Below are 25,364 nucleotides of genomic sequence, written 5' to 3' on the forward strand. Positions count from 1 at the left end.
TATATGTGGAGGGAAGCGTATGTTTCGTACTGTCGCAGAATTATTGGAAAAGACAAAGAAAGATAACCAATCGATTGCAGAAGTGATGATTTTTCAAGAAATGGACCTGCATGATCAATCAAAAGAAGAAATCATCAATCGTATGGATAAAAATCTATCCGTAATGGAGCAAGCAATTGAGCGGGGATTAAAAGGAGTGCAATCACATTCTGGTTTAACTGGTGGTGATGCACTACTTTTGCAAAAATATCTCGAGACAAATGAACCATTATCAGGTACATTATTATTAGATGCTGTAAGTAAAGCTATTGCAACAAATGAGGTAAATGCAGCAATGGGGATTATTTGTGCTACACCCACTGCTGGAAGTGCTGGTTGTGTCCCAGGTGCCTTATTTTCAGTGAAAGAGCGGCTAAACCCAACGAGAGAGCAGATGATTAATTTTCTGTTTACTGCCGGTGCATTTGGATTTGTCGTTGCGAATAATGCTTTTATTTCTGGAGCGGCAGGTGGATGTCAAGCGGAGGTTGGTTCCGCAGCGGCAATGGCTGCTGCAGCAGTAGTTGAAATGGCAGGAGGCACTCCACAACAAAGTGCAGATGCATTTGCGATTACGTTAAAAAACATGCTAGGGTTAGTTTGTGATCCTGTCGCAGGCTTAGTAGAAGTTCCTTGTGTAAAACGAAATGCTATTGGTACTTCAAATGCCATTGTGTCTGCTGATATGGCATTGGCAGGCGTAGTAAGTAAAATACCATGTGATGAAGTAATTGGGGCAATGTATCGTATTGGAAAACAAATGCCAAGTTCATTGCGGGAAACAGCGGAAGGAGGATTAGCTGCAACTCCAACTGGAAAAGCAATAGCAGCTAAGTATTATCGTAATTCAGAAGAGGATGTGTAAGAAAAGTGATAGAACGATCGGTTGATAACATTAAAGGTGTAGGACCTGCTCTGCAGGAGCAGTTAGAAACATTAAATATATTTACTGTAGAGGATCTTTTATTTTTCTTTCCTTCTCGGTATGATAATTATCAAGTTAAGCCACTTAATGAACTTATTCATGATGAAAAAGCAACGATAGAAGGGGAAGTTATTGGCGAGCCGATCGTAACTTATTATGGTCCAAAAAAATCTCGATTAACGGTTCATGTACAAGTTGAACAGGTAGTGATAAAAGCAATTATGTTTAATCGAGCGTTTGCAAAAAAACATTTGCAACCTGGAGAAATGGTCACATTAACTGGAAAATGGGATCAACATCGGTTGCAGATAACCGTCACTCATTATAAAAAAGGACAAGCGAATGTAGAAGAACCAATTCAACCGGTATATTCTTTAAAACAAGTAATAAAATCGACGACTTTTAAAAAAGCAGTTCATCAAGCACTTGAACAATACTATGCTGACATTGTAGAAATACTTCCAGATGAATTTTTAACAGAATATAAGTTATTGAATCGTCGTGATGCAATAAAGGAAATACATTTTCCGAGTGAATTTGAAATGGTAAAACAAGCAAAAAGAAGGATGATCTATGAAGAACTTTTGCTGTTTCAACTGAAAATGCAACAATTGCGAAAGCTAAATCGGGAAAGAACGACTGGAAATAGCCAACAGTATCATCAAGAAAAAGTAACGAATTTCATTCAGTTATTGCCATTTGAATTAACGCAGGCTCAACAACGATCTTTAAGTGAAATTTTAACCGATTTGAAATCTCCTTATCGGATGCATCGGTTGTTACAAGGAGACGTTGGGTCAGGGAAAACAGCAGTTGCTGCCATTATTCTCTATGCTTCCATTACAGCTGGAAACCAAGGGGCACTGATGGTTCCAACTGAAATATTAGCCGAACAACACTATCAATCCTTTGTTGGGTTATTTGCTGACTTTGGAAATGTGGAATTGTTAACTGGTTCGATTAAAGGGAAAAAGCGAAAGGAATCTTTGCAAAGACTACAAAATGGGCAAATCGATATTCTGATTGGAACGCATGCACTAATCCAAGATGAGGTTCATTTTGCTAAGCTAGGCACAGTTGTTGTTGATGAACAGCACCGATTTGGAGTAAACCAGCGAAAAGCATTGCGTGCAAAAGGCATGGATCCAGATGTATTATTTATGACGGCAACACCAATTCCTAGAACGCTTGCAATCACTAGTTATGGTGATATGGATGTTTCTCAAATTGATCAGATGCCAATTGGTAGAAAACCAATTGAAACTTTTTGGGTAAAAGAATCGATGTTACCACGTATTTTACGATTTATTGAAAAAGAAATTAATCAAGGACATCAGGCGTACGTTATCTGTCCATTAATTGAAGAATCCGAAAAATTAGATATTCAAAATGCTGTTGAATTATATCATCAGTTGCAAACAACATTGGACAATAAAATTAATGTTGGTTTATTACATGGTAGACTTTCAAACGAAGAAAAAGAGATCGTGATGCAACAGTATGCAAATAATGAACTACAAGTACTTGTAGCGACAACTGTTGTGGAGGTAGGTGTGAATGTACCAAACGCAACCGTAATGGTAGTTTATGACGCGGAGCGATTCGGGTTATCTCAATTACACCAATTAAGGGGGAGAGTAGGTCGAAGTGACGTCCAGAGCTATTGTATCTTAATTGCCGATCCAAAAGGAGATATAGGGAAAGAGCGGATGCGCATCATGACGGAAACAACAAATGGTTTTGAGTTAGCTGAACAGGATTTAGAATTACGTGGCCCGGGTGATTTTTTTGGAAAAAAACAGAGTGGATTACCAGAGTTTCAACTTGCAGATATTGTTCATGATTATCGTGCATTAGAAACTGCCCGTAATGACGCGCAGACAATAATATATGATGAAAAACTAGAAAATGACCCTAAATACCAAGCATTGAAAAGCTACCTCGAAAAGGAACTCATGGAAAAAAGCACGTCTTTGGATTAAGAAGATGCTTGCATCTTTTATCTGTGTATTATATATTACTATTAGTACCTAGTCTTAAGGGGCGTTATTACATAAGTTTTACTGAAGAAAGAATGGGTGGTGGAACCGTGAAATTATCAAAAAAGGCTCGACAGGAACAACTTCGTACAAAAATAGAGGAGATGCCTTTTATTACAGATGAGGCATTAGCGCAACAGTTTGGTGTGAGTATTCAAACCATTCGTCTCGATCGAATGGAGTTGTCGATACCGGAGTTAAGGGAACGAATTAAATCGGTAGCTACAGACCAGTGGAATGAAACAGTAAAAGCGCTGCCAATTGATGAAGTAATTGGTGAGATTATTGACCTTGAATTAGACCAACGTGCAATCTCCATATTAGACATAAGAAACGAGCACGTTTTTTCCAGAAATGACATTGCGAGAGGGCATCATTTATTCGCACAAGCAAACTCGTTAGCAGTTGCAGTCATTGATGATGAATTGGCCTTGACTGCAAAAGCAGAGATTAAATTTTCAAGACAAGTGAAACAAGGAGAGCGTGTCATTGCTAAAGCAACTGTCTTGGGGACAGACCGTAAACAACGAACAACCGTCCAAGTAGATAGTTTTGTGGAAAATGAAGTTGTGTTCTCTGGAAGTTTTCTTATGTTTCGATCTACAGAAAATAAGGGGGAGTTGCAAGATGAAAATAGTAATTGATGCTATGGGCGGTGACCATGCTCCAAAAGCTGTAGTAGAAGGTGCTATCGAAGCAGTAAAGAGTATCGATCAACTGGAAGTGATTTTAGTCGGTGATGAAGCAAAGATAAAAGAACATCTTTCTGACCAAACAAATATTACAATTATACATACAACGACTGTTATTACTGGGGATGACGAACCTGTCCGTGCAGTACGTCGAAAAAAAGATGCATCGATGGTATTAATGGCAAACGAAGTAAAAGAAGGGCGAGCTGATGCATGTATATCTGCTGGGAACACAGGTGCGTTAATGAGTGCAGGTTTGTTTCAAGTAGGACGTATTAAAGGAATAGAACGTCCTGCACTTAGCCCTACTTTACCTACAACCGATCAAAGAGGGTTTTTATTATTAGATGTTGGAGCGAATATGGATGCGAAACCAAAGCATCTCGTTCAATATGCGATTATGGGCTCTATCTATAGTGAAAAAGTTCGTGAAATAAAGAAACCACGAGTGGGCTTGTTGAATGTCGGCACGGAAAATGGAAAAGGGAATGAATTAACAAAACAGGCATTTTCTTTATTAGAGGAAGCGCCGATCCATTTTATCGGAAATGTGGAATCAAGAGATTTACTTGAAGGTGTAGCTGATGTCGTTGTAACAGACGGATTTAGTGGGAATATTGCGTTAAAGACAGTGGAAGGCACCGCATTAACAATGTTTTCTATGCTGAAGAAACCCCTGATGTCTAGCCTGAAAACTAAATTAGCGGCAAGTGTGATTAAATCAGATCTTAAACAACTAAAGAATCAACTAGACTATGCTGAACATGGTGGAGCAGGATTGTTCGGTTTAGCAGCCCCTGTTATAAAAGCACATGGATCCTCAAATGGACGTGCGATCTATAGCGCAATCAAACAGGCATGTTACATGGTGGAGAATGATGTAACCAAAACTATCGAAGAGACAGTAGCCTTGATGAAAGATGGTGAGGAGGAATAATATGAAGCGAGTAGCTTTTATTTACCCCGGACAGGGTTCGCAACAAGTGGGTATGGGAAAAGAATTGTTAGAAACATACTCATTAGTTAAAGCGTTGTTTGATCAGGCAGATCAAGCTTTGCAAACTCCGTTGAGTGAGTTAATGCTTCAAGGCCCTGAAGAACAGTTGACAGAAACAAGGAATGCTCAACCAGCTTTACTATTGATGAGTACTGCTGTTACGAAGGTATTAGCAGATCAGAACATTGTACCAGATGCAGTTGCGGGACATAGTTTAGGTGAGTATAGTGCGTTAGTAGCGGCAGGTGTCTTTGAATGGACGGATGCATTGCAGTTAGTACAAAAACGTGGAGAATTAATGGAACAAGCATATCCTGCAGGAGCAGGTGCAATGGCAGCGGTTCTAGGTATGGAACAACATGTTTTAGAACAGCACTTACAAAAAATCACGGAAGAAACAAACGAACCGCTTGAAATCGCTAACTTAAACTGTCCTGGACAAATTGTAATCTCTGGAACAAAGTTGTCGGTGGAGACAGCTGCTGAAACATTAAAAGAGGCAGGTGCAAAGCGAGTTATTCTACTAAATGTTAGTGGTCCTTTTCATTCTTCCTTAATGAAGAAAGCAGCCGATGAGTTTACTAATCAATTGGAAAACGTGAATATTTCTGATGCCCAATTACCTTTCTATGCAAATGTTACAGCGAATATAGCTCAAGATAAAGAAGAAATCAAACAGTTACTTGTTAAACAACTATATTCAACGGTGAGATTTCAAGAAATTATTGAACAATTACTTACTGAACAATACGATGCGATCGTTGAATTAGGGAACGGAAAAGTGCTAACTGGACTAGTAAAAAAAATAAATCGTAGAACAAAAACTTTTTCGATCCAAGATCCAGCTTCAGTGCAAGCATTTGTTGAATGGTATAAGGAGGAATCGTAATGTTTTCAGAGAAAGTAGCATTAGTAACTGGAGGTTCGCGTGGAATTGGACGCGCAGTTGCGCTTGAACTCGCAAGAAACGGAGTCAAAGTAGCTGTTAACTTTGCAGGTAATGAAGAGAAAGCGCAAGAAGTAGTAGAAGAAATCGAAGCAATGGGCGTATCGGCAATTAAAATTCAAGCGAATGTTAGTAGTGAGACAGAAGTAAAATCAATGATTAAGCAAGTAATTGATTCTTTCGGTCAATTAGATATCTTGGTTAATAATGCTGGGATTACAAGAGATAATTTATTAATGCGGATGAAAGAAACAGAATTTGATGAAGTCATTCAAACAAATTTAAAAGGTGTATTTCTTTGTATGAAGGCTGTCACTAGACAAATGATGAAGCAACGTAGTGGTAAAATAATCAATATCGCATCTGTTGTTGGCATCAGTGGTAATGCGGGACAAGCTAATTATGTTGCGGCAAAGGCTGGTGTAATTGGTATGACGAAAACCGCAGCAAAAGAATTAGCCCCAAGGAATATTTTAGTTAACGCTGTTGCACCAGGTTTCATTACAACAGATATGACAGACCAATTGCCCGAAGAGATGCGTGAAGAGTTATTAAAAATGATTCCACTACAACGGCTTGGAGTTAGTGAGGATATTGCAAAAACAGTTCGTTTTCTAGCTTCAGAAGATGCAAATTATATTACAGGGCAAACTATACAAGTAGATGGTGGTATGGTAATGTAAAAAAGCATATGTAACTTGAAAGGGGGTGAAAGGAAATGGCAGATACTTTTGATCGTGTAAAGAAGATCGTCGTAGATCGTCTAGATGTTGAGGAAGAAAAAGTAACAATGGATGCTTCTTTTAAAGAAGATCTAGAAGCAGACTCATTAGACGTGGTTGAGCTTGTAATGGAACTTGAAGATGAGTTTGACATGGAAATCGCGGATGAGGAAGCTGAAAAAATTGAAACGGTAGGCGATGCTGTTACTTACATAGACAGCCAAGCTTAAAATAGGAGAAAGTCTCGCCTAATTAGCGAGACTTTTGCACTTTTTCATTACCATCGTTCGTGTTAGTATAGGGAGAAACAAATTGCCTAGTTAAGGAGGGGAAGAATATTGGATTTTCAACCATTACAAAAACAATTAGCGATAACCTTTAACGATCAAACTATTCTACAACAAGCATTTACCCATTCCTCCTATGTTAATGAACATAAAAACCGTATTTATCAAGACAATGAAAGACTCGAGTTTCTCGGAGATGCTGTATTAGAATTAGGGATATCTCAATATTTATATCGAAAGTATCCGAATAGAGCTGAAGGTGAATTAACTAAAATGCGCGCATCGATTGTTTGTGAACCAGCACTCGTGAGTTTTGCAACGGATCTTCATTTTGACCGTTATGTTTTGTTAGGAAAAGGAGAAGAACGAACGGGAGGAAGGAAACGACCGGCTCTATTAGCTGATGTATTTGAGGCGTTTATTGGTGCACTTTATTTAGATCAAGGTTTTCAAGAAGTGATAAAATTCTTAGATCAGTATGTTTATCCGAAAATTGCAGATGGTGCTTTTTCTCATGCACTTGATTATAAGAGTCAATTGCAAGAGCTTATTCAACAAAATAAAGATGCAGTAATTGATTACGACATTGTTGCAGAAAATGGCCCCGCACATGACCGTGAGTTTGTAGCACATGTTCGAGTCAATCAAGAAATTAGTGGGATTGGAGAAGGGCGAACAAAAAAAGAAGCAGAACAACGGGCGGCGAAAAAAGCGTTGGATTATCACAAGAAGAAAAAAAGCCAAAAATAAATGAAGCGTTGGCTAGTTTCTATGAAAAATTTCGTAAAAACGAGCCAACGATTTCAATGAATTATTTGCGTGTTTTTGCTAACTCCTCAATGAAAGCTTGTGTTTCGGATACACTTAAATGCTTTTTCTGTTGCAATAAATCATAGAGCATTTTTAACTCGTCATATTTAGATAGGTCATAATCATCCGCATCTAATAGGGAACTATTGACGACTCCGAGCTGTGTACCTATCTCTTTTAGTATATATTGCAAATTCGCCTCGCTTGCTTCATTTAAATCCATGTGATCACTCCTCGTTTAATCTAAACTTCTAACTCCTCCATCTTTATGGTAAAATAGATTGGTTGAAATTACAAAGTGGTGAATCAAAAAGTAAGTAAATTGTCTCATGAAATAGGTGAAAATATATGTTCCTAAAAAAATTAGAATCTGTAGGGTTTAAATCATTTGCTGAGCGTATTTCGGTAGACTTTGTTCCTGGAGTTACGGCAGTCGTTGGTCCTAATGGAAGTGGCAAGAGTAATGTTACAGACGCTATCCGTTGGGTATTAGGAGAACAATCGGCGAAATCATTACGCGGAACAAAGATGGAAGACATTATTTTTCAAGGTAGTGATACAAGAAAACCTTTAAATGTTGCTGAAGTGACACTAGTACTTGATAATCAAGCGAGAACTTTACCTGTTGACTATCAAGAAGTGAGTGTAACTAGACGTGTTTACCGTTCAGGGGAAAGTGAGTTCTATCTTAATAAACAATCGTGTCGATTAAAAGATATTATTGATTTATTTATGGATTCGGGGCTTGGTCGTGAAGCTTTTTCGATTATAAGTCAAGGGAAAGTCGAAGAAATATTAAGTTCGAAAGCAGAAGAACGACGGACGATTTTTGAAGAAGCTGCTGGCGTTCTAAAATACAAAAATCGTAAGAAAAAAGCAGAATACAAATTAGCAGAAACACAAGAAAACCTGAATCGAGTAGAAGACATTATCTATGAAATTGAGGGGCAGTTAGAACCTTTGCAGCAACAGGCGTCTATAGCGAAGGAATATTTAACACAAAAAGAGCTATTGACCAATACTGAGATTGCATTATTACACGCAGAAATACTAGAGTTACATAGTGAATGGTCACATTATTTGAAAAACATTGATCAACTAAAGCAGGATGACACAACGATTACTAGTACTATCCAAAAGAAATCTGCTTTAATTGAGGAAGAACAAGTGAAGATTCAAAGATTGGATCAAGCAATTGAAGGTTTACAGCAACAACTGTTATCTTTAACTGAAGAACTAGAAAAGTTAACCGGTAACAAAAATTTGCTAATTGAGCGAACAAAAAATGTAACGAATAATAAACAAAAATTAGCACAAGAACTTGCAACCATCGATGAAACGATTACGGAACATGCAAATCTTAGCGAAAAAGAGCAAGAGGAACTATTTGCTTTACAATCAATAAAGAAAAAGACAGAAGAAGCATTAAACGAATGTAAGAATAAATTGGATGTTAGTGTTGAAGATATGGAAGCCCAAATTGAATTGTTGAAAAGTGATTATATTGAATTATTAAATGAACAGGCTGCCAATCGTAATGCTCAACAATCAATCGAGCAGCAATTGTCACAATTAGAACAACGTAAAAACAATCAACAACATAAGTTAGACTTGCAACGAAAAGAAAGAAACCAACTAGCCCAAGAATTAGAATCATTACAAGCAGAACAAGAAGAGCAAGTGCAATTGTTTGAAGCAAAAGAACAGAAACGAAAACAGATACAACAGCACTTGCTTGATCAAGAAAATGAGATTCAAGCTATGCAAGCTAAATTACAACAAGGTTATCAGTATTTAGAGAAAATCAAATCACGAAAAGAAATGCTGGAAGAAATGAAAGAAGATTTCCAAGGTTTCTTTTATGGTGTAAAAGCAGTGTTAAAGGCGCGTGATGATCATAAGTTGACTGGGGTTCACGGTGCAGTCATTGAATTATTACAAGTGCCGGATCAGTATGTAAGTGCGTTGGAAACAGCGCTTGGAGGTCAGGCGCAACATATTGTTGTGGATGATGAAAAAACAGCAAGGCAGGCAATTCACTATTTAAAACAATCAAATAATGGTCGAGCAACCTTCTTGCCTCTACAGACGATGAGAGCAAAAAATGTTCCATCTGCCTTATTAACACGAATTAAAGATATTGATGGATTTGTAGGAGTTGCAAGTGACTTAATTGAATACGATCAAAAATATCATGTGATTGTTAGCAATTTACTTGGAACGACTATTTTAGCAAAAACATTAAAAGATGCAAATGAGCTAGCTTCTTTATTAGAACGTCGGTATCGGATTGTAACCCTAGATGGAGATGTAGTCAATCCTGGTGGTTCTATGTCTGGTGGGGCAAAGAAAAACACCAATCAATCTTTGTTTACCCGTGAGAAGGATTTAAAAGAAATAACAGATAAGTTAGCAGACACAGAGAAAAGAACGTCACTTTATGAAGAAAAGCTCTCAAGTAAAAAAGCAAAGGTAGCAGAGCTGCAAAAAGACCTCGCTAGACAAACAGAACAACATACGAAATTGAAAGAAAAGCAAATTGATTTACAATCAAGAATTGCAGAAGTGACAATAAATCTTCGTCACCATGATGATCATATGCGTATCTATGACCAAGATAACGTGCAAGTAGATCAAGATAGAAAAACATTGATCCAATCTAAACAAGAAAAAGAACAAGCGTTAGAGGAGTTAAAGAGGCAAGTTATTGATTTGCAAGCCCAAATTGAATATTTAACGAAAGAAAAAGAAAATAAGGAAAAGAATAAGGATTCCATTCAGCAGCAATATCATCAATTGCAAGTACAATTAGCTCAACAAACTACGAAAGTAGAAAATCAAACGGACAAAACAGCGCAACTGAGATCAAGATTAGAGGAACTTCAAGCAACGAAAGCTAAATTGTCCAAAGAACTGGAAGAATTAGCTCAGTTAGAGCAAAGTCAACGCACAATAAGTGATGTTGATCATGAGATAGAGCAGAAGCAAGGTGAAAAGCAACAGACATTAGCTGCGATTCAAGATTATCGTAACCAACGTTTAGACTTAACCACGTGGCTCTCAACTGCTGAAAGTGAAGTAAAGACAGTTCAGAACCAACGACAAGCATTACGGGAAAAGTTGCAGAGTTATGAGGTGAAAGCGAACCGATTAGACGTTGAATTAGAAAATAGGCTAGATCATCTACAAACGGAATATGAAATAAGTTTTGAGAAAGTAAAAGAGACTTATCCGAAAGCGGAAAACATTAAAGAATCCCGACAACAAGTCAAATTAATTAAACGGACGATTGATGAACTAGGCACGGTGAACTTAGGGGCAATTGATGAATATGAGCGAATAGCAGAACGTTATCAATTCCTTACAGATCAGCAAACAGATTTAGTTTCTGCCAAAGCTACGCTGTATGATGTTATTGCTGAGATGGACGAAGAAATGGAACGGAGATTTGACGAGACATTCTCTCAAATTAAGGAAGAATTTTCTATTGTTTTTCAGCAATTATTTGGTGGTGGTCACGCTGCTTTAACGTTAACGGACCCATCTAACCTTTTATCCACAGGGGTAGAAATTAAGGCACAACCACCAGGAAAAAAAGCTCAACAACTAGCTTTGTTATCTGGAGGAGAACGGGCATTGACAGCAATAGCCTTGTTATTTGCTATTTTACGAGTGCGGCCAGTTCCTTTCTGTGTACTTGATGAGGTAGAAGCAGCATTAGATGAAGCGAACGTTAATCGATTTGCGAATTATTTAAAAGATTATAGTGAAAAGACACAATTTATTGTAATCACACATCGACAAGGTACAATGGAAGGTGCTGATGTTCTATATGGTGTGACCATGCAGGAATCAGGTGTATCGCGATTTGTTTCGGTGAAACTAGAAGAAACGAAAGAGTTACTAAAATCATAAAGCAAACGTTAGAAAGTGGGAAATGGTATGAGTTTTTTTAAAAAGTTGAAAGAAAAATTTACTTCTTCCGCAGAAACTACAGAAGTGTCCAATAAATATAAGTCAGGCTTAGAGAAAACCAGAAGTTCATTTTCAACGAAATTAAACGATTTGGTCGCTCGCTATCGAAAAATAGATGAAGAATTCTTTGAAGATCTAGAAGAAGTACTGATTCAAGCCGATGTCGGTGTGATGACGGTTATGGATTTAATCGAAGAATTAGAAATGGAAGCGAAACGTCAAAACATTAAGGACGCTGCAGATTTACGAGAAGTTATTTCAGAAAAATTGGTAGAAATATATGCGGATGAAGACAACACAGCAGAAGCTCCCGTAAACATGCAATCTGACGGTCTTACAGTCTTTTTATTTGTCGGTGTTAATGGGGTAGGAAAAACCACCACGATAGGAAAGATGGCGCACCAGTTAAAACAACAAGGCAAAAAGGTCCTTTTGGTTGCTGGGGATACTTTCCGGGCAGGTGCGATTGAGCAATTAGCAGTCTGGGGTGAGCGGGCAGAGGTTGATGTCATCAAACATAATGCAGGTAGTGATCCAGCTGCAGTGATCTATGATGGAATTCAAGCAGCTAAATCTCGCGGTGTGGACGTTCTGTTGTGTGATACTGCTGGACGATTACAAAACAAAGTAAATCTAATGAATGAGCTTTCCAAGGTGAAGCGAGTGATTGAGCGTGAAATCCCCGGTGCTCCTCATGAAGTATTGCTTGTTCTAGATGCGACAACTGGACAAAATGCATTAAGCCAGGCCAAAACGTTTTCACAAGCAACAGACGTATCAGGTATTGTGTTAACGAAGTTAGATGGAACGGCTAAGGGTGGTATTGTACTGGCGATTCGTAAGGAGTTAAAAATTCCTGTTAAGTATGTAGGGTTAGGTGAACAAATGAATGATTTGGAAAAATTTGATCCACATGCTTTTGTATATGGTTTATTCTCAGATATGTTAGAAAAAGAATAAAGGCATTACCTTGACAGAACAGTTAGTAATCGTCTAGTATTCTAAACGTAAAGGTTTTTCACTTAACAAGGAGTGCTGCCATTGTTAGAAAAGACTACTCGTGTTAATTTTTTGTTTGATTTTTATCAAGCATTATTAACTCCAAAACAACGAAATTATATGGAACTATATTACCTTGAAGATTATTCCCTAGGGGAGATATCAGAAACATTTACTGTTTCAAGGCAAGCTGTTTATGATAACATACGCCGTACAGAGTCTATGTTGGAAGCGTATGAAGATAAGCTACATTTATATGAAAAATTCAAGGAACGTCAAGAGTTGTTAAATCAACTGGTTACTGTCCTGGACGATCAGGAATTTCTACAAGCAGAAAAACTGGTGAAAGCATTAAAAGAATTAGAGTAGGAGGACATCCTCTATGGCATTTGAAGGTTTAGCAGAGCGTTTGCAAAATACGATCAAGAAAATGACTGGAAAAGGGAAAGTTAGCGAGCAAGATGTAAAAGAAATGGCACGTGAAGTTAGGTTGGCATTACTGGAAGCTGATGTTAACTTCAAAGTAGTGAAAGATTTTATTAAAAAGATTAAAGAGCGAGCGGTAGGACAGGAAGTAATGAATAGTCTAACGCCTGGTCAACAAATTATTAAAATTGTAAAAGAAGAATTAACGGATCTCATGGGTGGGGAACAAAGTAAGATAGCAGTAAGCGAGCGTCCCCCGACGGTTATTATGATGGTCGGACTGCAGGGTGCAGGAAAAACGACAACAACAGGAAAATTAGCTAATCTATTGCGTAAAAAACATAATCGTAAACCATTGCTTGTTGCGGCCGATGTTTATCGCCCCGCAGCAATCAATCAATTAGAGACGATTGGAAAGCAACTAAATTTACCGGTTTTTTCAAAAGGTACAGATGCTAATCCTGTAGATATTGCGAATGATGCAATTGCTCATGCAAAAGAAGAACACTACGATTATGTACTGATTGATACAGCGGGACGGTTACACACGGATGAAAATCTTATGACAGAATTGAGAGAGATCAAAGAAAATGTTGATCCTGCTGAGATTTTATTAGTGGTGGATTCCATGACTGGTCAAGATGCGGTGAATGTTGCCGAAAGTTTTGATGAGCAATTGGCTGTTTCTGGTGTCATTTTGACAAAATTGGATAATGATAACCGAGGTGGTGCGGCACTTTCCATTCGTGCAGTTACACAGAAACCGATTAAGTATGCTGGTATGGGAGAGAAATTAGACGAATTAGAAGTGTTTCATCCAGAACGGATGGCATCACGTATATTAGGTATGGGTGACGTTCTTAGTTTGATTGAGAAAGCTCAAGAAAATGTAGATGAAAAGAAAGCAAAAGAATTAGAAGAAAAAATGCGTTCAGCGACATTTACATTTGATGATTTCCTAGATCAAATGGAGCAAGTGAAAAGCATGGGCCCCCTTGAAGATTTGCTTGGTATGATACCTGGTGCAAACAAAATGAAAGGGTTAAAGAATGCCCAGATTGATGAGAAACAACTGGTTTATGTTGAAGCGATTATTCACTCGATGACAAAGAAAGAAAGAGAAGATCCAAGCATTATGAATGCTAGTAGAAAAAAAAGGATAGCAAAAGGTGCGGGTAGACCAGTATCTGAAGTAAATCGCTTATTAAAACAGTTTGAAGAAATGAAAAAAATGATGAAACAGATGTCTGGTATGCAGAAGGGTAAAAAAGGGAAAAAGAAAAAAGGTTTAAATTTACCCTTTATGTAATGTAAAAACACTTTACAGACCGTTCAACATCTGATACAATCTAAACTTGTGTAAAACATTTAGTAATGGAGGTGCGAAACATGGCAGTAAAAATTCGTTTAAAGCGTATGGGATCTAAACGTAACCCTTTTTATCGCGTAGTAGTAGCTGATGCACGTGCTCCTCGTGATGGACGTATTATCGAGCAAATTGGCACATACAATCCGGTAGTAAAACCGGCTGAAGTGAAATTAGATGAAGAAAAAGCATTAGACTGGATGACTAAAGGTGCAAAACCAAGTGATACAGTACGCAACTTATTCTCTAATGAAGGCATCATGAAAAAATTCCACGATCAGAAAAACCAAAAGTAAAGGTTTGTGATAACATGGAAGCCTTAATTGAAACAATCGTTCAACCATTGGTCGATCATCCAGAAGATGTTCGGGTCAACAGTAAGGAAGAAGCAAGTAAAATTGTTTATCATCTTACTGTGAACCCCGATGATGTTGGTAAGGTGATCGGAAAGAATGGTCGAATTGCAAAGTCAATTCGAACAGTTGTTTATGCAGCGGGAGCGAATACTAAAAAACGTATTTATCTTGACATTATGTAGAACAGGGAGGGGAGAACCTTTCCCTGTTTTCTGTATATATAAGAGGAGTTCGAGAAATAAGCTAATGAGAAGCAATACATTTCTTCATTGGACGTTCTTAAGGTCCTCAGAAGCTTAGTTGCCTCGACCTGCTTGCTTCTTATTTACTTTTTGAAAACGCGCTATAATAAAGGAGAAGCGGCTTACTGTTTATTTTTTTCTAAAAAGATATGAATGGATGTACTAAGGGTTAAGAGTTTACATTAGGGTTGAAAAACATTTATTACAATTGTATCGTGTCATCAATAGGGAGAAATTTCGTATTGGCGGTCTGAGATTTTTGTAGGATGGAGCAGAGAGATCAAAGTGTTCCACTAATGTTTGCATGGGAAAAGAGCTAAGGTGAAATAACGCTGAAAGCTAGGTATGGAAATACACGAAGACTCCTGTGGGGAAAGCGTAGTGTATTTCCATAGCGGTACGTTTTTCTATCATCAGTCTACGCTGTACACGAAGGTCTAAAAGGATCGCGTGAACTCTCCGGTTTTCTCTTATCTTAAGTAACAAGATATTTCAGTTTGCTTTTAGTTGTCCTTCCCACCTCTAACAGAATAACATTTTGAACATTATTAATAATAATGAAATAACTTAGTTGAAAAAGAAGGTGAAATAATGACAAAGCAATTTTTTAATGTTGGTAAGATTGTTAACACCCATGGAATTAAAGGAGAAGTAAAAGTTGTTCGTATTACGGATTTTGAAGAACGATTTCAAAAAGGAAACACGCTATACTTTTCTGATCATCAAAAGAGTGAACCTACACCATTGACCATAAAAAATCATCGCAAACATAAACAGTTTGATATGTTGCAATTTGAGGGATATGATTCCATTAATCAAGTAGAGAGCATGAAACAAGGCATGCTAATGATTTCTCAAGAACAACAGGAACCACTTGAGGAAGGTGAATTTTTCTATTATGAAATCATTGGTTGTACAGTAGAAACTACAGAGGGAGAAAGATTAGGTGAAATTGCTGAGATTTTATCTCCTGGAGCTAATGATGTCTGGGTTGTGCGTAATGCTAACAAAAAAGATTTATTGATTCCATATATTGATGATGTCGTTAAGACAGTTGATAAGGAACAAAAGAAAGTTGTTATCGAACCAATGGAAGGGTTAATCTCATGATGAAAATTGATATTTTAACCTTGTTTCCTGAGATGTTTCGTGGGGTGATGGAGTCCTCTATCATGAAAAAAGCACAGGAAAATCAAGCTTTTACCTACCAGACGATTGATTTTCGTCAATATACAACAAATAAACACCAAAAAGTAGACGACTATCCGTATGGTGGTGGTGCCGGTATGGTATTGATGCCACAACCGATTTTTTCTGCAGTTGACGCGATCAAGCAAAGTGAGTCAAAACCTCCTCGCATCGTTTTGATGTGTCCACAAGGGGAACGATTTACCCAAAGAAAAGCAGAAGAGCTGGCAAAAGAAGATCATCTCATTTTCATTTGTGGCCATTATGAAGGATATGATGAAAGAATTAGAGAACAACTAGTAACCGATGAAATTTCTATTGGTGATTTTGTTCTAACAGGTGGAGAATTAGGCGCCATGGTTGTGATTGATAGTGTAGTTCGATTATTACCGAGTGCACTAGGAAATCAACAGTCCGCTCGCGAAGATTCTTTCTCAACAGGTTTATTGGAACATCCACATTACACACGCCCCGCTGTTTTTCAAGGGATGGAAGTTCCAGAAATTTTACGATCTGGCCATCATGAAAAAATAGAAAAATGGAGAAAACAGCAATCCCTCAAACGTACGCTAGAGAGAAGACCTGATTTGCTAGAAGATTATCCATTGACTGATGAAGAAAAAAAATGGCTAGATCGTTGAAATAACAGTCAACTATTGCTTGAATAATACTGGTAACTATGGTATATTGATTTTTGTGCTCAAGTAAGATTGAGCCATATAAACGATGTTCCGCTGTTATACTTAATTGATATGAGCATTGGTTTGGAAGGAGTGTGACAATATGCAAGAATTAATTGCAGAAATTACAAAAGATCAACTTCGTACAGATCGCCCTGATTTTCGTCCTGGTGATACGGTGAAGGTTCACGTGAAGGTTGTTGAAGGTACTCGTGAGCGTATTCAGTTGTTTGAAGGTGTTGTCATTAAACGCCAAAACGGTGGCATTAGTGAAACATTTACTGTACGTAAAATTTCTTACGGTGTTGGGGTTGAACGTACATTCCCTGTACATTCTCCACGCGTAGATAAGATTGAAGTAAGCCGTCGCGGTAAAGTACGTCGTGCTAAACTTTATTACTTACGCGAACTTCGTGGAAAAGCAGCACGTATTAAAGAAATTCGCTAATTTTACATGTAGAAGGAGCTTGCATAGTCAAGCTCCTTTTTCACATCTATAGATTAAATAATGCTTTTCGGAATATAGTAGAATATAAGAGAGTAAATCGGAGGGAAAAAGATGACAAAAAATCAGAATAACCAGGAGTGGAAAAGTTGGATAAAAGCACTTGTTATTGCTGTAATCATTACTTTTCTCGTTCGAACATTTTTATTTATACCGATAGCTGTCGAAGGTCCTTCTATGCAACCGAACTTAGAAGACCGTGATTATGTTGTAATTAACAAGTTAAACTATCGTATAAGTGAACCAAAGCGATTTGATGTCGTTGTTTTTCATGCATCCGTGGATAAAGATTACATAAAGCGAGTCATAGGCTTACCAGGGGAAACAGTAGAATATGTGGACGATGTTCTATACATTAATGGTTCTCCGATTGAAGAAACGCATCTCGTTGAAGAATTAGCCAGGCTAGAAGAAGGCGAAAGATATACGAGAGATTTTTCTCTAGAAGATATTCCTGGGGGGCATGAAGTTATCCCAGAAAATCATGTGTTATTATTAGGGGATAATCGCCCCAATTCTACCGACAGTCGGAATTTGGGGTTAATACCTTATGATGAGTTAGTAGGCAGTGCGAGTGTGATTTATTGGCCAATAAATCGTATAGGAATAGTGAAATAGAGGTGGAAAGATGACAATACAATGGTTCCCTGGACACATGGCGAAAGCAAGGCGGGAAGTTCAAGAAAAATTAAAACTCGTTGATTTTGTGATTGAGCTTGTCGATGCAAGAGCTCCATTAGCTTCACAAAATCCGATGCTTCACCAGGTGCTACAACAAAAACCGAAAATGAGAGTATTAATGAAAAAAGATTTAGCTGATCCGCAAAAAACGTCTGAATGGATTAAAGCAAACGAAACCGACGGGATACGAGCAGTAGCTGTAGATGTTGCAAATCGCCAAGATATTCAAAAAGTAATTGAAGTAGCAAAATCAATGGCAGAAGAGAAAATGGCTCGGTTAGCACGCAAAGGTGTTAGACCAAGAGCGGCAAGGGCAATGATTATTGGTATTCCTAATGTAGGAAAATCTACGTTAATTAACCGCTTAGCTAATCGAAAAATTGCAAAAACAGGAGACAGACCTGGTATTACTACAGCTCAGCAATGGATTAAAGTGAAGAAAGATTTTGAGTTATTAGATACACCTGGAATTCTCTGGCCAAAATTCGAAGATCAAGTGGTAGGTTATCGTTTAGCTGCTATTGGTACTATAAAAGATCAATTGTTGCCACTCGAGGAAATAGCCGTGTTTGTATTAGACTATTTAAAGGAAAATTATCCAGAATTATTAATACAACGTTATCAATTGGAGAGTACGATGGATCGTTTGGAAATTATCGATCATATCGGCACTTTACGAGGTTGTTTAGCTAGTGGTGGGACGGTTGACTTAGAGAAAACAGCTGATGTAATCATAAGAGATTTACGCTCTGGAAAAATAGGACGCGTAACATTAGAAAAACCAAAGAATTAAAGTGAAAACCAATTTTCATAAGCTTACTTTATTCACATTTTGATAAAGACATTCACATTTGAATGTCTTTATTTTTTTTGTTCGGTGTCGATATTAAAGAAAAGGTTGGGAGATGGATGTTACGATGAAACACAACAAATCCGTTGCAGAAATAAAAGCGTATTTAAGCACACGTGATGTAAGTGAACAGGAATTGTTTCAGTTTAAGAAAGATACGAGGAAGGGCGTTCAGCACGCGATTGTGCAATATGAAAAACAACAACAAAAAATATTAGCAATGGAATTATCTTTTCAAGAAATGATGCGTCATGAGCAATCTTTATATGATCAGGGGAAAGAATACGTTGCAGGAGTCGATGAAGTAGGTCGTGGGCCGTTAGCGGGACCTGTCGTCGCAGCAACTGTAATTTTACCAAAAGATTTTCATTTGCTCGGAATTACTGACTCCAAACAATTAACAAAAGAAAAGCGTGAATTTTTTTTCGAAAAAATAAAGAGTTCCGCTATTTCTTACGCTGTTGGAGTGGTTGATAATATAGAAATTGATCGAATCAATATTTATCAAGCTACGATAAAGGCGATGAAACAAGCAGTTGAACGGCTTGATCCAGGTCCAGATCATTTGCTTGTTGACGCTGTTGATTTACCTGGACTATCTTGTTCTAGTGACGCAATCATAAAAGGCGATCAAAAGAGTATTTCTATTGCAGCAGCAAGTATTATCGCGAAAGTAACTCGCGATCAAATGATGGCCGAACTTCATGAACAAATGCCAGTCTATCAATTTGATAAAAATCAAGGATATGGAACAGCGGTACACATAGAAGCGTTAAAGCAATACGGACCGACTATATATCATCGAAAAACATTTGCGCCGGTAAAAGATTTTCTGGGATAGATGTAATGGAACATAAAATTTTTCTGGTTATAGCTGCACTTTTTAAGGAGGGATTGCAGTGTCTACTTTTCAATCAAATATATCGTCGTTGCTACGTGCTACAGGGACAACGAGTGCAAAGCCTAACCAACAAGTGAGCTTACGATCAGGTCAAGTTTTGTTGGGAAAAGTCACTCAGCTATTTCCAAATCAAACTGCCACGATCGAAGTGAATAATCAGCAGATTGTTGCAAAATTACAAACACCGTTAGATGTTGGAGCGCATTATTTGTTTAAAGTACAAGAAATGGGTGAACTACCACAATTAAAGGTCATGATTGAAACCTCGACACAACAGTCGATTGATGAGCAGATTATTAACTTATTAAAACAATTGGAGTTACCTGTAACAAGAGAAAACAGCCAATTTTTGCGTGAATTAATGGAAAAAGAGATTCCATTTCGACCAACTGATTTAAAGCAAGCAATCGGTTTGATTCAGGAAAAAAGTGGATCTAAAGAGCAATTGTTTGAACTGATAGAAAAGCAATTGCCGATTACAATAAATTCGGTGAAGGCTGTACATCATCAAAAAAACACACCATTGCATACACAACTCGAGCAAATACTACTTGCACTTGATCAAGCAGGTGTTAGTAGTGAAGCAGAAACGAAACTTCAAAACCGAGTAACATCATTAGTAGATAATCATTCCAATAAGTTGTCATCAGAGGAAATAACTGCATCCTTAATAAAACAGATTCATGCTGGGGATGAGGAACTTATTTCTCTATTAAAAATGGCAGGTGTTATAAAGAAAGAAGTGAATGCTACTAATACAGAAGAGATTATCGAACAATTGGGTAGACATATAACTCATTCAAATAATCATGCCAGTTCTTCCCCGAAACACGTGGAAATTTTCGAAAAGTTAATCGAGCTTTTTCAGAAACAATTACCAATATCTGAACAGGAAAGTTATCAATTGCAAAAGTTTTCGAAAAACGCTTTAGAAACAACGGATAATGGTTCAAACCAATCGCTTCAATCATTACACAACATGCTCCAGAATTCAGTGTTCCATTCAAAAGTGGAACAGTATTTACCTGAACAAACAAAACCATTATTTATGAATTGGAAAAACAATCAGACACCGGAAAACTTAACTCCACTGTTGTCTGATCTGGTTGAATTATCTGATCAACAAGCACCAAAACCAATGCAAATAAAACTCATTCATCTATTAACACAGTTTCAACAAACAAAGGAAATAGAATTACCTCTGAAAGATCAATTTTTGTTAAAAACGAAACAGTTTCTTCATTTTTCAGGGATTGATTATGAGCATCGAATTCTCCATGAACAAATAAATCAGATGGAGCATGAACAAAGTTTAAAACAATCCGTATTAGAAACGTTACAAGCTGGAACAGCACATCGCAGTGAGTTAGAAACGCTGCTTCTCACCATTAATGGTTTGCAGTTAGCCTCTGTTCAAGAAGATAATAATTTTATGCAAGTGACTATGCAACTTCCTGCAATGTTTGGTGCGAAAGATAACATACAGTTAGAATTTCATAGTAAAAAAGCAAAAGATGAACAGGTTGATTCAGATTACTGTCGGATAGCCTTTTATCTTGACTTGGAGACGATTGGTGCAACGATGATCGATATGACTGTACAAAAAAGAATGGTGAACTTAACCATTTATAACGAGGATGAAAATATTGTTCCGTTATTAATGAAAATCAAACCAATGCTTCAAGCAGGTTTAGCCAAAAATGACTATCACCTTTCTAACGTGAGATATCAGCCTTTCCCTGAAAAACAAGAGCATCAAAAAATTAGACAGCCACATCCAAATCAGAATTATCGAGGAGTGGATATTCGGATATGAGTAAGTCTTATCGCAATCAAAAAGCAGTTGCCTTGCAATACGATAAAGGAAATGAGAGTGCACCTAAAGTTTCAGCAACAGGAAAAGGCTATGTTGCACAACAAATAATCGATCGTGCGGCAGAAGCAAATGTTCCTATTCAAAAAGATACTACTCTCGTTGAACTATTAGCAGAATTAAATATTAATGAGAAAATACCTGAAGATTTATATCAAGCAGTCGCTGAAGTGTTTGCATACATCTATCAGGTTGATCGCCAACAAAAATAACATACAATCAGTGGAAAATTAAAAACTCCACTGATTGAAGTTTCACATTTTCCCGGAGCAACTGTCCGTAAGACTCCTGCTAAACAACAAGAAAATCGCAGGTTGTTCAAGCAGGAGTAACGGACACTAGCACCCCGAATGGTTCAACTAACAATCAGTGGAAAAATAAAAACCTCCACTGATTGAAGTTTCACTTTTTCCTAGACATACAAGGGTGAATGCCATAAAATGAAATTAATTTATGAAAGGGGTGTTTATTATTAATGTAAGAGCTCGAATTATTCATATTCATCAATCAAAAGCGTGTACGCGTCCATTATTACGAAAACTATTAGCAAAAGACCCCAGTTTATCCTCCTTGTATCAACTCTCTGCGCACGATCTTATCCACGAATATCAACTTACAAGTAAACAAGCAAATCAGCTTATAGGTGACCTACATGATAACTCTATGTTGGCGCAAATGGAGCAAGATCTGACTAGATTCAAGATATGGACAATTATTGATCATGATTACCCAAAAGCATTAAAGATGATTCCTGACCCTCCCTACGTCCTTTATGGCCTCGGTAACCCTGGCCTCATCCATCATACCCCGTCTATTAGTGTTGTAGGAACTAGAAACCCCTCTTCAGAGGCAAAAAGAAAAATGCACGTTATTTTAACGCCCTTAGTTGAAGATGATTGGTTACTCGTCAGTGGAATGGCGCTTGGAATAGATGGTTACGCCCATCGAATTGCTAATCATTTTCATGGAAAAACCATTGCTGTTTTAGGGGGTGGCCTAAATTTCCCTTACCCTAAGAAACATGAACAACTATTCAAAACATTAGTGAGTCAACAACTAGTAATATCCGAATACCCACCTAACACAAGACCAGAACGATATTTTTTCCCAGAAAGAAACCGAATAATTAGCGGTTTGGCTTTCGGAACGCTTGTTGTGGAGGCGCAGGAAAGAAGCGGTTCCCTTATTACTGTGGATCAAGCTCTAGAGCAAGGGAGAGAGGTATATGCTGTTCCTGGCTGTGTTTATCTAGAGCAAACACAGGGCTGTCATAAATTAATTCAAGATGGCGCAAAATTAGTACAAAATACCTATGATTTAATGGAAGAATGGCAAGAACACGGGGAGAAATGGTGCCGAACTTTGACACATTTACAGTAAAAATCATCAAAAATTAGCTTTTCCATCCTTTGTTATATTTGACAAACCGAATAAAAGTATTTAATAATAGTGAAGATTTATTAAACAAGATATGCATACAACAATAAAAGGAAATAAATAAAGATAGTAACCTCTTGGGAGGAAATAATATGGCAGATTATCTAGTGATTGTAGAATCACCAGCAAAAGCAAAAACGATTGAAAGATATTTAGGGAAAAAGTATAAAGTAAAAGCTTCCATGGGACACATTCGAGATTTACCAAAGAGCCAAATGGGAGTAGATGTAGAAGATCATTATACCCCGAAGTACATTACAATTAGGGGAAAAGGTCCAGTATTGAAAGAATTAAAGTCCGCTGCAAAAAAAGTAAAGAAAGTATATCTAGCAGCCGATCCGGATCGCGAAGGTGAAGCGATCGCTTGGCATTTAGCGCATAGTCTAAATATTGATGAAAATTCTGATTGTCGTGTTGTATTCAATGAAATTACGAAAGATGCGATTAAAGATTCATTCAAGCACCCACGTGGAATTAATATGGATTTAGTAGATGCCCAACAAGGCCGTAGAATTTTAGATCGATTAGTGGGATATAATATCAGTCCGTTGTTATGGAAAAAAGTAAAAAAAGGTTTGAGTGCAGGACGTGTTCAATCCGTTGCAGTTAAGATGATTATTGACCGAGAACGAGAAATTGAAAATTTTGAACCAGAAGAGTATTGGTCGATTGATAGCATTTTTGCTAAAGGAAAAGAAACATTTGATGGTTATTTCTATGGAATTGACGGAAAAAAGGTAAAACTCTCGAATCAAACAGAAGTAGAAGAAGTATTAAGGAAATTGCCTGAGAAGATGTTTAATGTAGATAAAGTAAAGAAAAAAGAAAGAAAACGTAACCCGTCCTTACCTTTTACCACATCTTCATTACAGCAAGAGGCTGCTCGAAAGTTAAATTTTCGAGCTAGAAAAACAATGATGGTCGCTCAACAACTATACGAGGGTATTGACTTAGGAAAAAAAGACGGTGGCATTACAGGGTTAATCACGTATATGAGAACCGATTCAACCCGACTATCTGAAACCGCTAAAGGCGAAGGTCGCGAATATATCACAAACAAGTATGGGAAAGAATATTTAGGTCAACAACAACAAAAGAAAAATGACGAAAAAGCGCAAGATGCTCATGAAGCTGTACGACCTACATCAGCATTTAGGGACCCTGCTTCATTAAAAAGTGTTCTTTCTCGAGATCAATATCGCTTATATAAATTAATTTGGGATCGTTTCATTGCAAGTATGATGGCTCCAGCGATTATGGACACAATGACTGTTCATCTTGGTCAAAACGGTGTGGAATTTCGAGCAAATGGATCCAAGATTAAATTTAAAGGATTTATGAAAGTTTATATTGAAGGCAATGATGACAATAAGAAAGAGGAAGATAAATTACTTCCAGAAATTGAAGAAGGAATGCAGATCGAGGCACAGGAAATTAAGCCTAATCAACACTTTACTCAACCACCGCCACGCTATACGGAAGCAAGGCTAGTTAAGACAATGGAAGAGAAGGGGATCGGAAGACCTTCTACTTATGCACCTACTTTGGATACAATTCAACGAAGAGGTTATGTTACTCTAGATAATAAACGTTTCGTTCCGACGGAATTAGGTGAAATTGTTCTTCAACTTGTTAAAGAATTTTTTCCTGAAATTATTGATTTAGATTTCACAGTTAAAATGGAAAGTGATCTGGATGCGGTGGAAGAAGGTCAAACAAATTGGGTTGACATCATCGATGATTTTTATAAAGATTTTGAAAAGCGTCTAGATAAAGCAGAGCAAGAAATGGAAAAGATCGAAATTCGTGACGAACCTGCTGGAGAAGATTGCGAAAAGTGTGGACATGAAATGGTGATAAAAATGGGCCGTTATGGAAAATTCATGGCATGTTCTAACTTCCCAGATTGTCGTAATACAAAAGCGATTTTAAAAGAGATTGGGGTACCATGCCCAAAGTGTAAAAAAGGAAATATTGTCGAACGAAAATCCAAGAAAAGGCGAACGTTTTACGGATGTGATCAATACCCAGAATGCGACTTCTTATCATGGGACAAACCGATTGCCCGTCCATGTCCTAAATGTGAAAGTACATTAGTTGAGAAAAAAGCAAAAAAAGGCACTCAAATTCAATGTGTTTCCTGTGACTATAAAGAAGAGCCTCAACAATAATAAAAAGAGTGATCTCCCTACAATTAAAAATAGGGAATCACTCTTTTTTTGTACCTTACCTAACACAACAGTAGATGCAAACTGTGAAGTAAGTGATTTATCTTCTTCACATAAAAATGTTCACATGAAGATGGAGGATCAAAAAGTACTGTAACTTCTTTAAGGTGGGTTTTTCGCCTAGGTTCAGGGCAGGAAATGCGCCTAACCTCGTCGAAACGACCACTTTCACTTAGGTTAAACCCTAAAAAGAGCTTCAA

General features: G+C 37.5%; 25 protein-coding genes. 24 read left to right on the forward strand and 1 reads right to left on the reverse strand.

The features are described from left to right. Nucleotides 1-19: 19 nt before the first annotated feature. The 8 genes from sdaAA (at nucleotide 20) to rnc (ending at nucleotide 7,397) form a co-directional block, all read left to right on the forward strand. A complete protein-coding gene (sdaAA, locus tag OWO01_RS09195; protein WP_268780162.1) occupies nucleotides 20-904 on the forward strand; it encodes an L-serine ammonia-lyase, iron-sulfur-dependent, subunit alpha in 885 nt (294 codons plus the stop codon). 5 nt (nucleotides 905-909) lie between these two features. Further along, nucleotides 910-2,946, forward strand: coding sequence for an ATP-dependent DNA helicase RecG (recG, locus tag OWO01_RS09200; protein ID WP_268780163.1), 2,037 nt, complete (start codon nucleotides 910-912; stop codon nucleotides 2,944-2,946). Nucleotides 2,947-3,053: 107 nt separating this feature from the next. Next, on the forward strand, nucleotides 3,054-3,647 hold the full coding sequence (gene fapR, locus OWO01_RS09205) for a transcription factor FapR (RefSeq protein ID WP_268780164.1): 594 nt from the start codon (nucleotides 3,054-3,056) through the stop codon (nucleotides 3,645-3,647). After that, nucleotides 3,631-4,632 carry a phosphate acyltransferase PlsX gene (gene plsX, locus OWO01_RS09210; protein WP_268780165.1) on the forward strand — a complete coding sequence of 334 codons (1,002 nt, stop codon included), beginning with the start codon at nucleotides 3,631-3,633 and terminating at the stop codon, nucleotides 4,630-4,632. Before fapR ends, plsX begins: the two co-directional genes overlap by 17 nt. A gap of 1 nt (nucleotide 4,633) precedes the next feature. Beyond that, nucleotides 4,634-5,581: an ACP S-malonyltransferase gene (gene fabD, locus OWO01_RS09215; RefSeq protein ID WP_268780166.1), complete on the forward strand. Its 948-nt coding sequence runs from the start codon at nucleotides 4,634-4,636 to the stop codon at nucleotides 5,579-5,581. Further along, nucleotides 5,581-6,321, forward strand: a complete 741-nt coding sequence (fabG, locus tag OWO01_RS09220; protein WP_268780167.1) for a 3-oxoacyl-[acyl-carrier-protein] reductase — start codon at nucleotides 5,581-5,583, stop codon at nucleotides 6,319-6,321. The genes fabD and fabG overlap by 1 nt, the downstream gene beginning before the upstream one ends. 35 nt (nucleotides 6,322-6,356) lie before the next feature. Continuing rightward, complete coding sequence (gene acpP / locus OWO01_RS09225; RefSeq protein ID WP_268780168.1) at nucleotides 6,357-6,590, forward strand: acyl carrier protein; 234 nt, start codon at nucleotides 6,357-6,359, stop codon at nucleotides 6,588-6,590. 108 nt (nucleotides 6,591-6,698) lie between these two features. Next, nucleotides 6,699-7,397: a ribonuclease III gene (gene rnc, locus OWO01_RS09230; RefSeq protein ID WP_268780169.1), complete on the forward strand. Its 699-nt coding sequence runs from the start codon at nucleotides 6,699-6,701 to the stop codon at nucleotides 7,395-7,397. Between the two features lie 61 nt (nucleotides 7,398-7,458). On the opposite strand, the gene OWO01_RS09235 is transcribed toward rnc, so the two are convergent. Further along, nucleotides 7,459-7,680 carry a DUF1128 domain-containing protein gene (locus OWO01_RS09235; RefSeq protein WP_268780170.1) on the reverse strand — a complete coding sequence of 74 codons (222 nt, stop codon included), beginning with the start codon at nucleotides 7,678-7,680 and terminating at the stop codon, nucleotides 7,459-7,461. Between the two features lie 125 nt (nucleotides 7,681-7,805). Here OWO01_RS09235 and smc point away from each other — a divergent pair, with 125 nt between their 5' ends. From smc to topA, 16 genes are all read left to right on the forward strand, one after another. Next, entirely contained in the window at nucleotides 7,806-11,372 is a 3,567-nt protein-coding gene (gene smc, locus OWO01_RS09240) for a chromosome segregation protein SMC (protein WP_268780171.1), read from the forward strand. A 27-nt stretch (nucleotides 11,373-11,399) separates the two neighbouring features. Continuing rightward, complete coding sequence (ftsY, locus tag OWO01_RS09245; protein ID WP_268780172.1) at nucleotides 11,400-12,392, forward strand: signal recognition particle-docking protein FtsY; 993 nt, start codon at nucleotides 11,400-11,402, stop codon at nucleotides 12,390-12,392. A gap of 81 nt (nucleotides 12,393-12,473) precedes the next feature. Further along, the gene (locus OWO01_RS09250; RefSeq protein WP_268780173.1) at nucleotides 12,474-12,800 is read left to right on the forward strand and encodes a putative DNA-binding protein; all 327 of its coding nucleotides are present in this window, start codon (nucleotides 12,474-12,476) and stop codon (nucleotides 12,798-12,800) included. A 13-nt stretch (nucleotides 12,801-12,813) separates the two neighbouring features. Further along, the gene (gene ffh / locus OWO01_RS09255; protein WP_268780174.1) at nucleotides 12,814-14,166 is read left to right on the forward strand and encodes a signal recognition particle protein; all 1,353 of its coding nucleotides are present in this window, start codon (nucleotides 12,814-12,816) and stop codon (nucleotides 14,164-14,166) included. Nucleotides 14,167-14,246: 80 nt separating this feature from the next. Beyond that, entirely contained in the window at nucleotides 14,247-14,519 is a 273-nt protein-coding gene (rpsP, locus tag OWO01_RS09260) for a 30S ribosomal protein S16 (RefSeq protein WP_268780175.1), read from the forward strand. A gap of 14 nt (nucleotides 14,520-14,533) precedes the next feature. Then, nucleotides 14,534-14,761: a KH domain-containing protein gene (locus tag OWO01_RS09265; protein ID WP_268780176.1), complete on the forward strand. Its 228-nt coding sequence runs from the start codon at nucleotides 14,534-14,536 to the stop codon at nucleotides 14,759-14,761. A 651-nt stretch (nucleotides 14,762-15,412) separates the two neighbouring features. Beyond that, on the forward strand, nucleotides 15,413-15,931 hold the full coding sequence (gene rimM, locus OWO01_RS09270; protein ID WP_268780177.1) for a ribosome maturation factor RimM: 519 nt from the start codon (nucleotides 15,413-15,415) through the stop codon (nucleotides 15,929-15,931). Next, on the forward strand, nucleotides 15,931-16,650 hold the full coding sequence (trmD, locus tag OWO01_RS09275) for a tRNA (guanosine(37)-N1)-methyltransferase TrmD (RefSeq protein WP_268780186.1): 720 nt from the start codon (nucleotides 15,931-15,933) through the stop codon (nucleotides 16,648-16,650). Before rimM ends, trmD begins: the two co-directional genes overlap by 1 nt. Before the next feature lie 142 nt (nucleotides 16,651-16,792). Beyond that, nucleotides 16,793-17,137, forward strand: coding sequence for a 50S ribosomal protein L19 (rplS, locus tag OWO01_RS09280; RefSeq protein WP_268780178.1), 345 nt, complete (start codon nucleotides 16,793-16,795; stop codon nucleotides 17,135-17,137). A gap of 111 nt (nucleotides 17,138-17,248) precedes the next feature. Further along, on the forward strand, nucleotides 17,249-17,812 hold the full coding sequence (lepB, locus tag OWO01_RS09285; RefSeq protein WP_268780179.1) for a signal peptidase I: 564 nt from the start codon (nucleotides 17,249-17,251) through the stop codon (nucleotides 17,810-17,812). Nucleotides 17,813-17,822: 10 nt separating this feature from the next. Beyond that, nucleotides 17,823-18,668: a ribosome biogenesis GTPase YlqF gene (gene ylqF, locus OWO01_RS09290; protein WP_268780180.1), complete on the forward strand. Its 846-nt coding sequence runs from the start codon at nucleotides 17,823-17,825 to the stop codon at nucleotides 18,666-18,668. A gap of 124 nt (nucleotides 18,669-18,792) precedes the next feature. Next, nucleotides 18,793-19,566 carry a ribonuclease HII gene (locus tag OWO01_RS09295; protein ID WP_268780181.1) on the forward strand — a complete coding sequence of 258 codons (774 nt, stop codon included), beginning with the start codon at nucleotides 18,793-18,795 and terminating at the stop codon, nucleotides 19,564-19,566. Between the two features lie 58 nt (nucleotides 19,567-19,624). Further along, on the forward strand, nucleotides 19,625-21,442 hold the full coding sequence (locus OWO01_RS09300; protein WP_268780182.1) for a hypothetical protein: 1,818 nt from the start codon (nucleotides 19,625-19,627) through the stop codon (nucleotides 21,440-21,442). Then, a complete protein-coding gene (locus tag OWO01_RS09305) occupies nucleotides 21,439-21,711 on the forward strand; it encodes an EscU/YscU/HrcU family type III secretion system export apparatus switch protein (RefSeq protein WP_268780183.1) in 273 nt (90 codons plus the stop codon). The genes OWO01_RS09300 and OWO01_RS09305 overlap by 4 nt, the downstream gene beginning before the upstream one ends. A 241-nt stretch (nucleotides 21,712-21,952) precedes the next feature. Beyond that, a complete protein-coding gene (gene dprA / locus OWO01_RS09310) occupies nucleotides 21,953-22,879 on the forward strand; it encodes a DNA-processing protein DprA (protein ID WP_268780184.1) in 927 nt (308 codons plus the stop codon). 149 nt (nucleotides 22,880-23,028) lie between these two features. Beyond that, entirely contained in the window at nucleotides 23,029-25,107 is a 2,079-nt protein-coding gene (gene topA / locus OWO01_RS09315; protein WP_268780185.1) for a type I DNA topoisomerase, read from the forward strand. Nucleotides 25,108-25,364: the final 257 nt, after the last annotated feature.

The sequence above is a fragment of the Natronobacillus azotifigens genome, from assembly GCF_026805325.1.
Taxonomy (GTDB): domain Bacteria; phylum Bacillota; class Bacilli; order Bacillales; family Amphibacillaceae; genus Natronobacillus; species Natronobacillus azotifigens.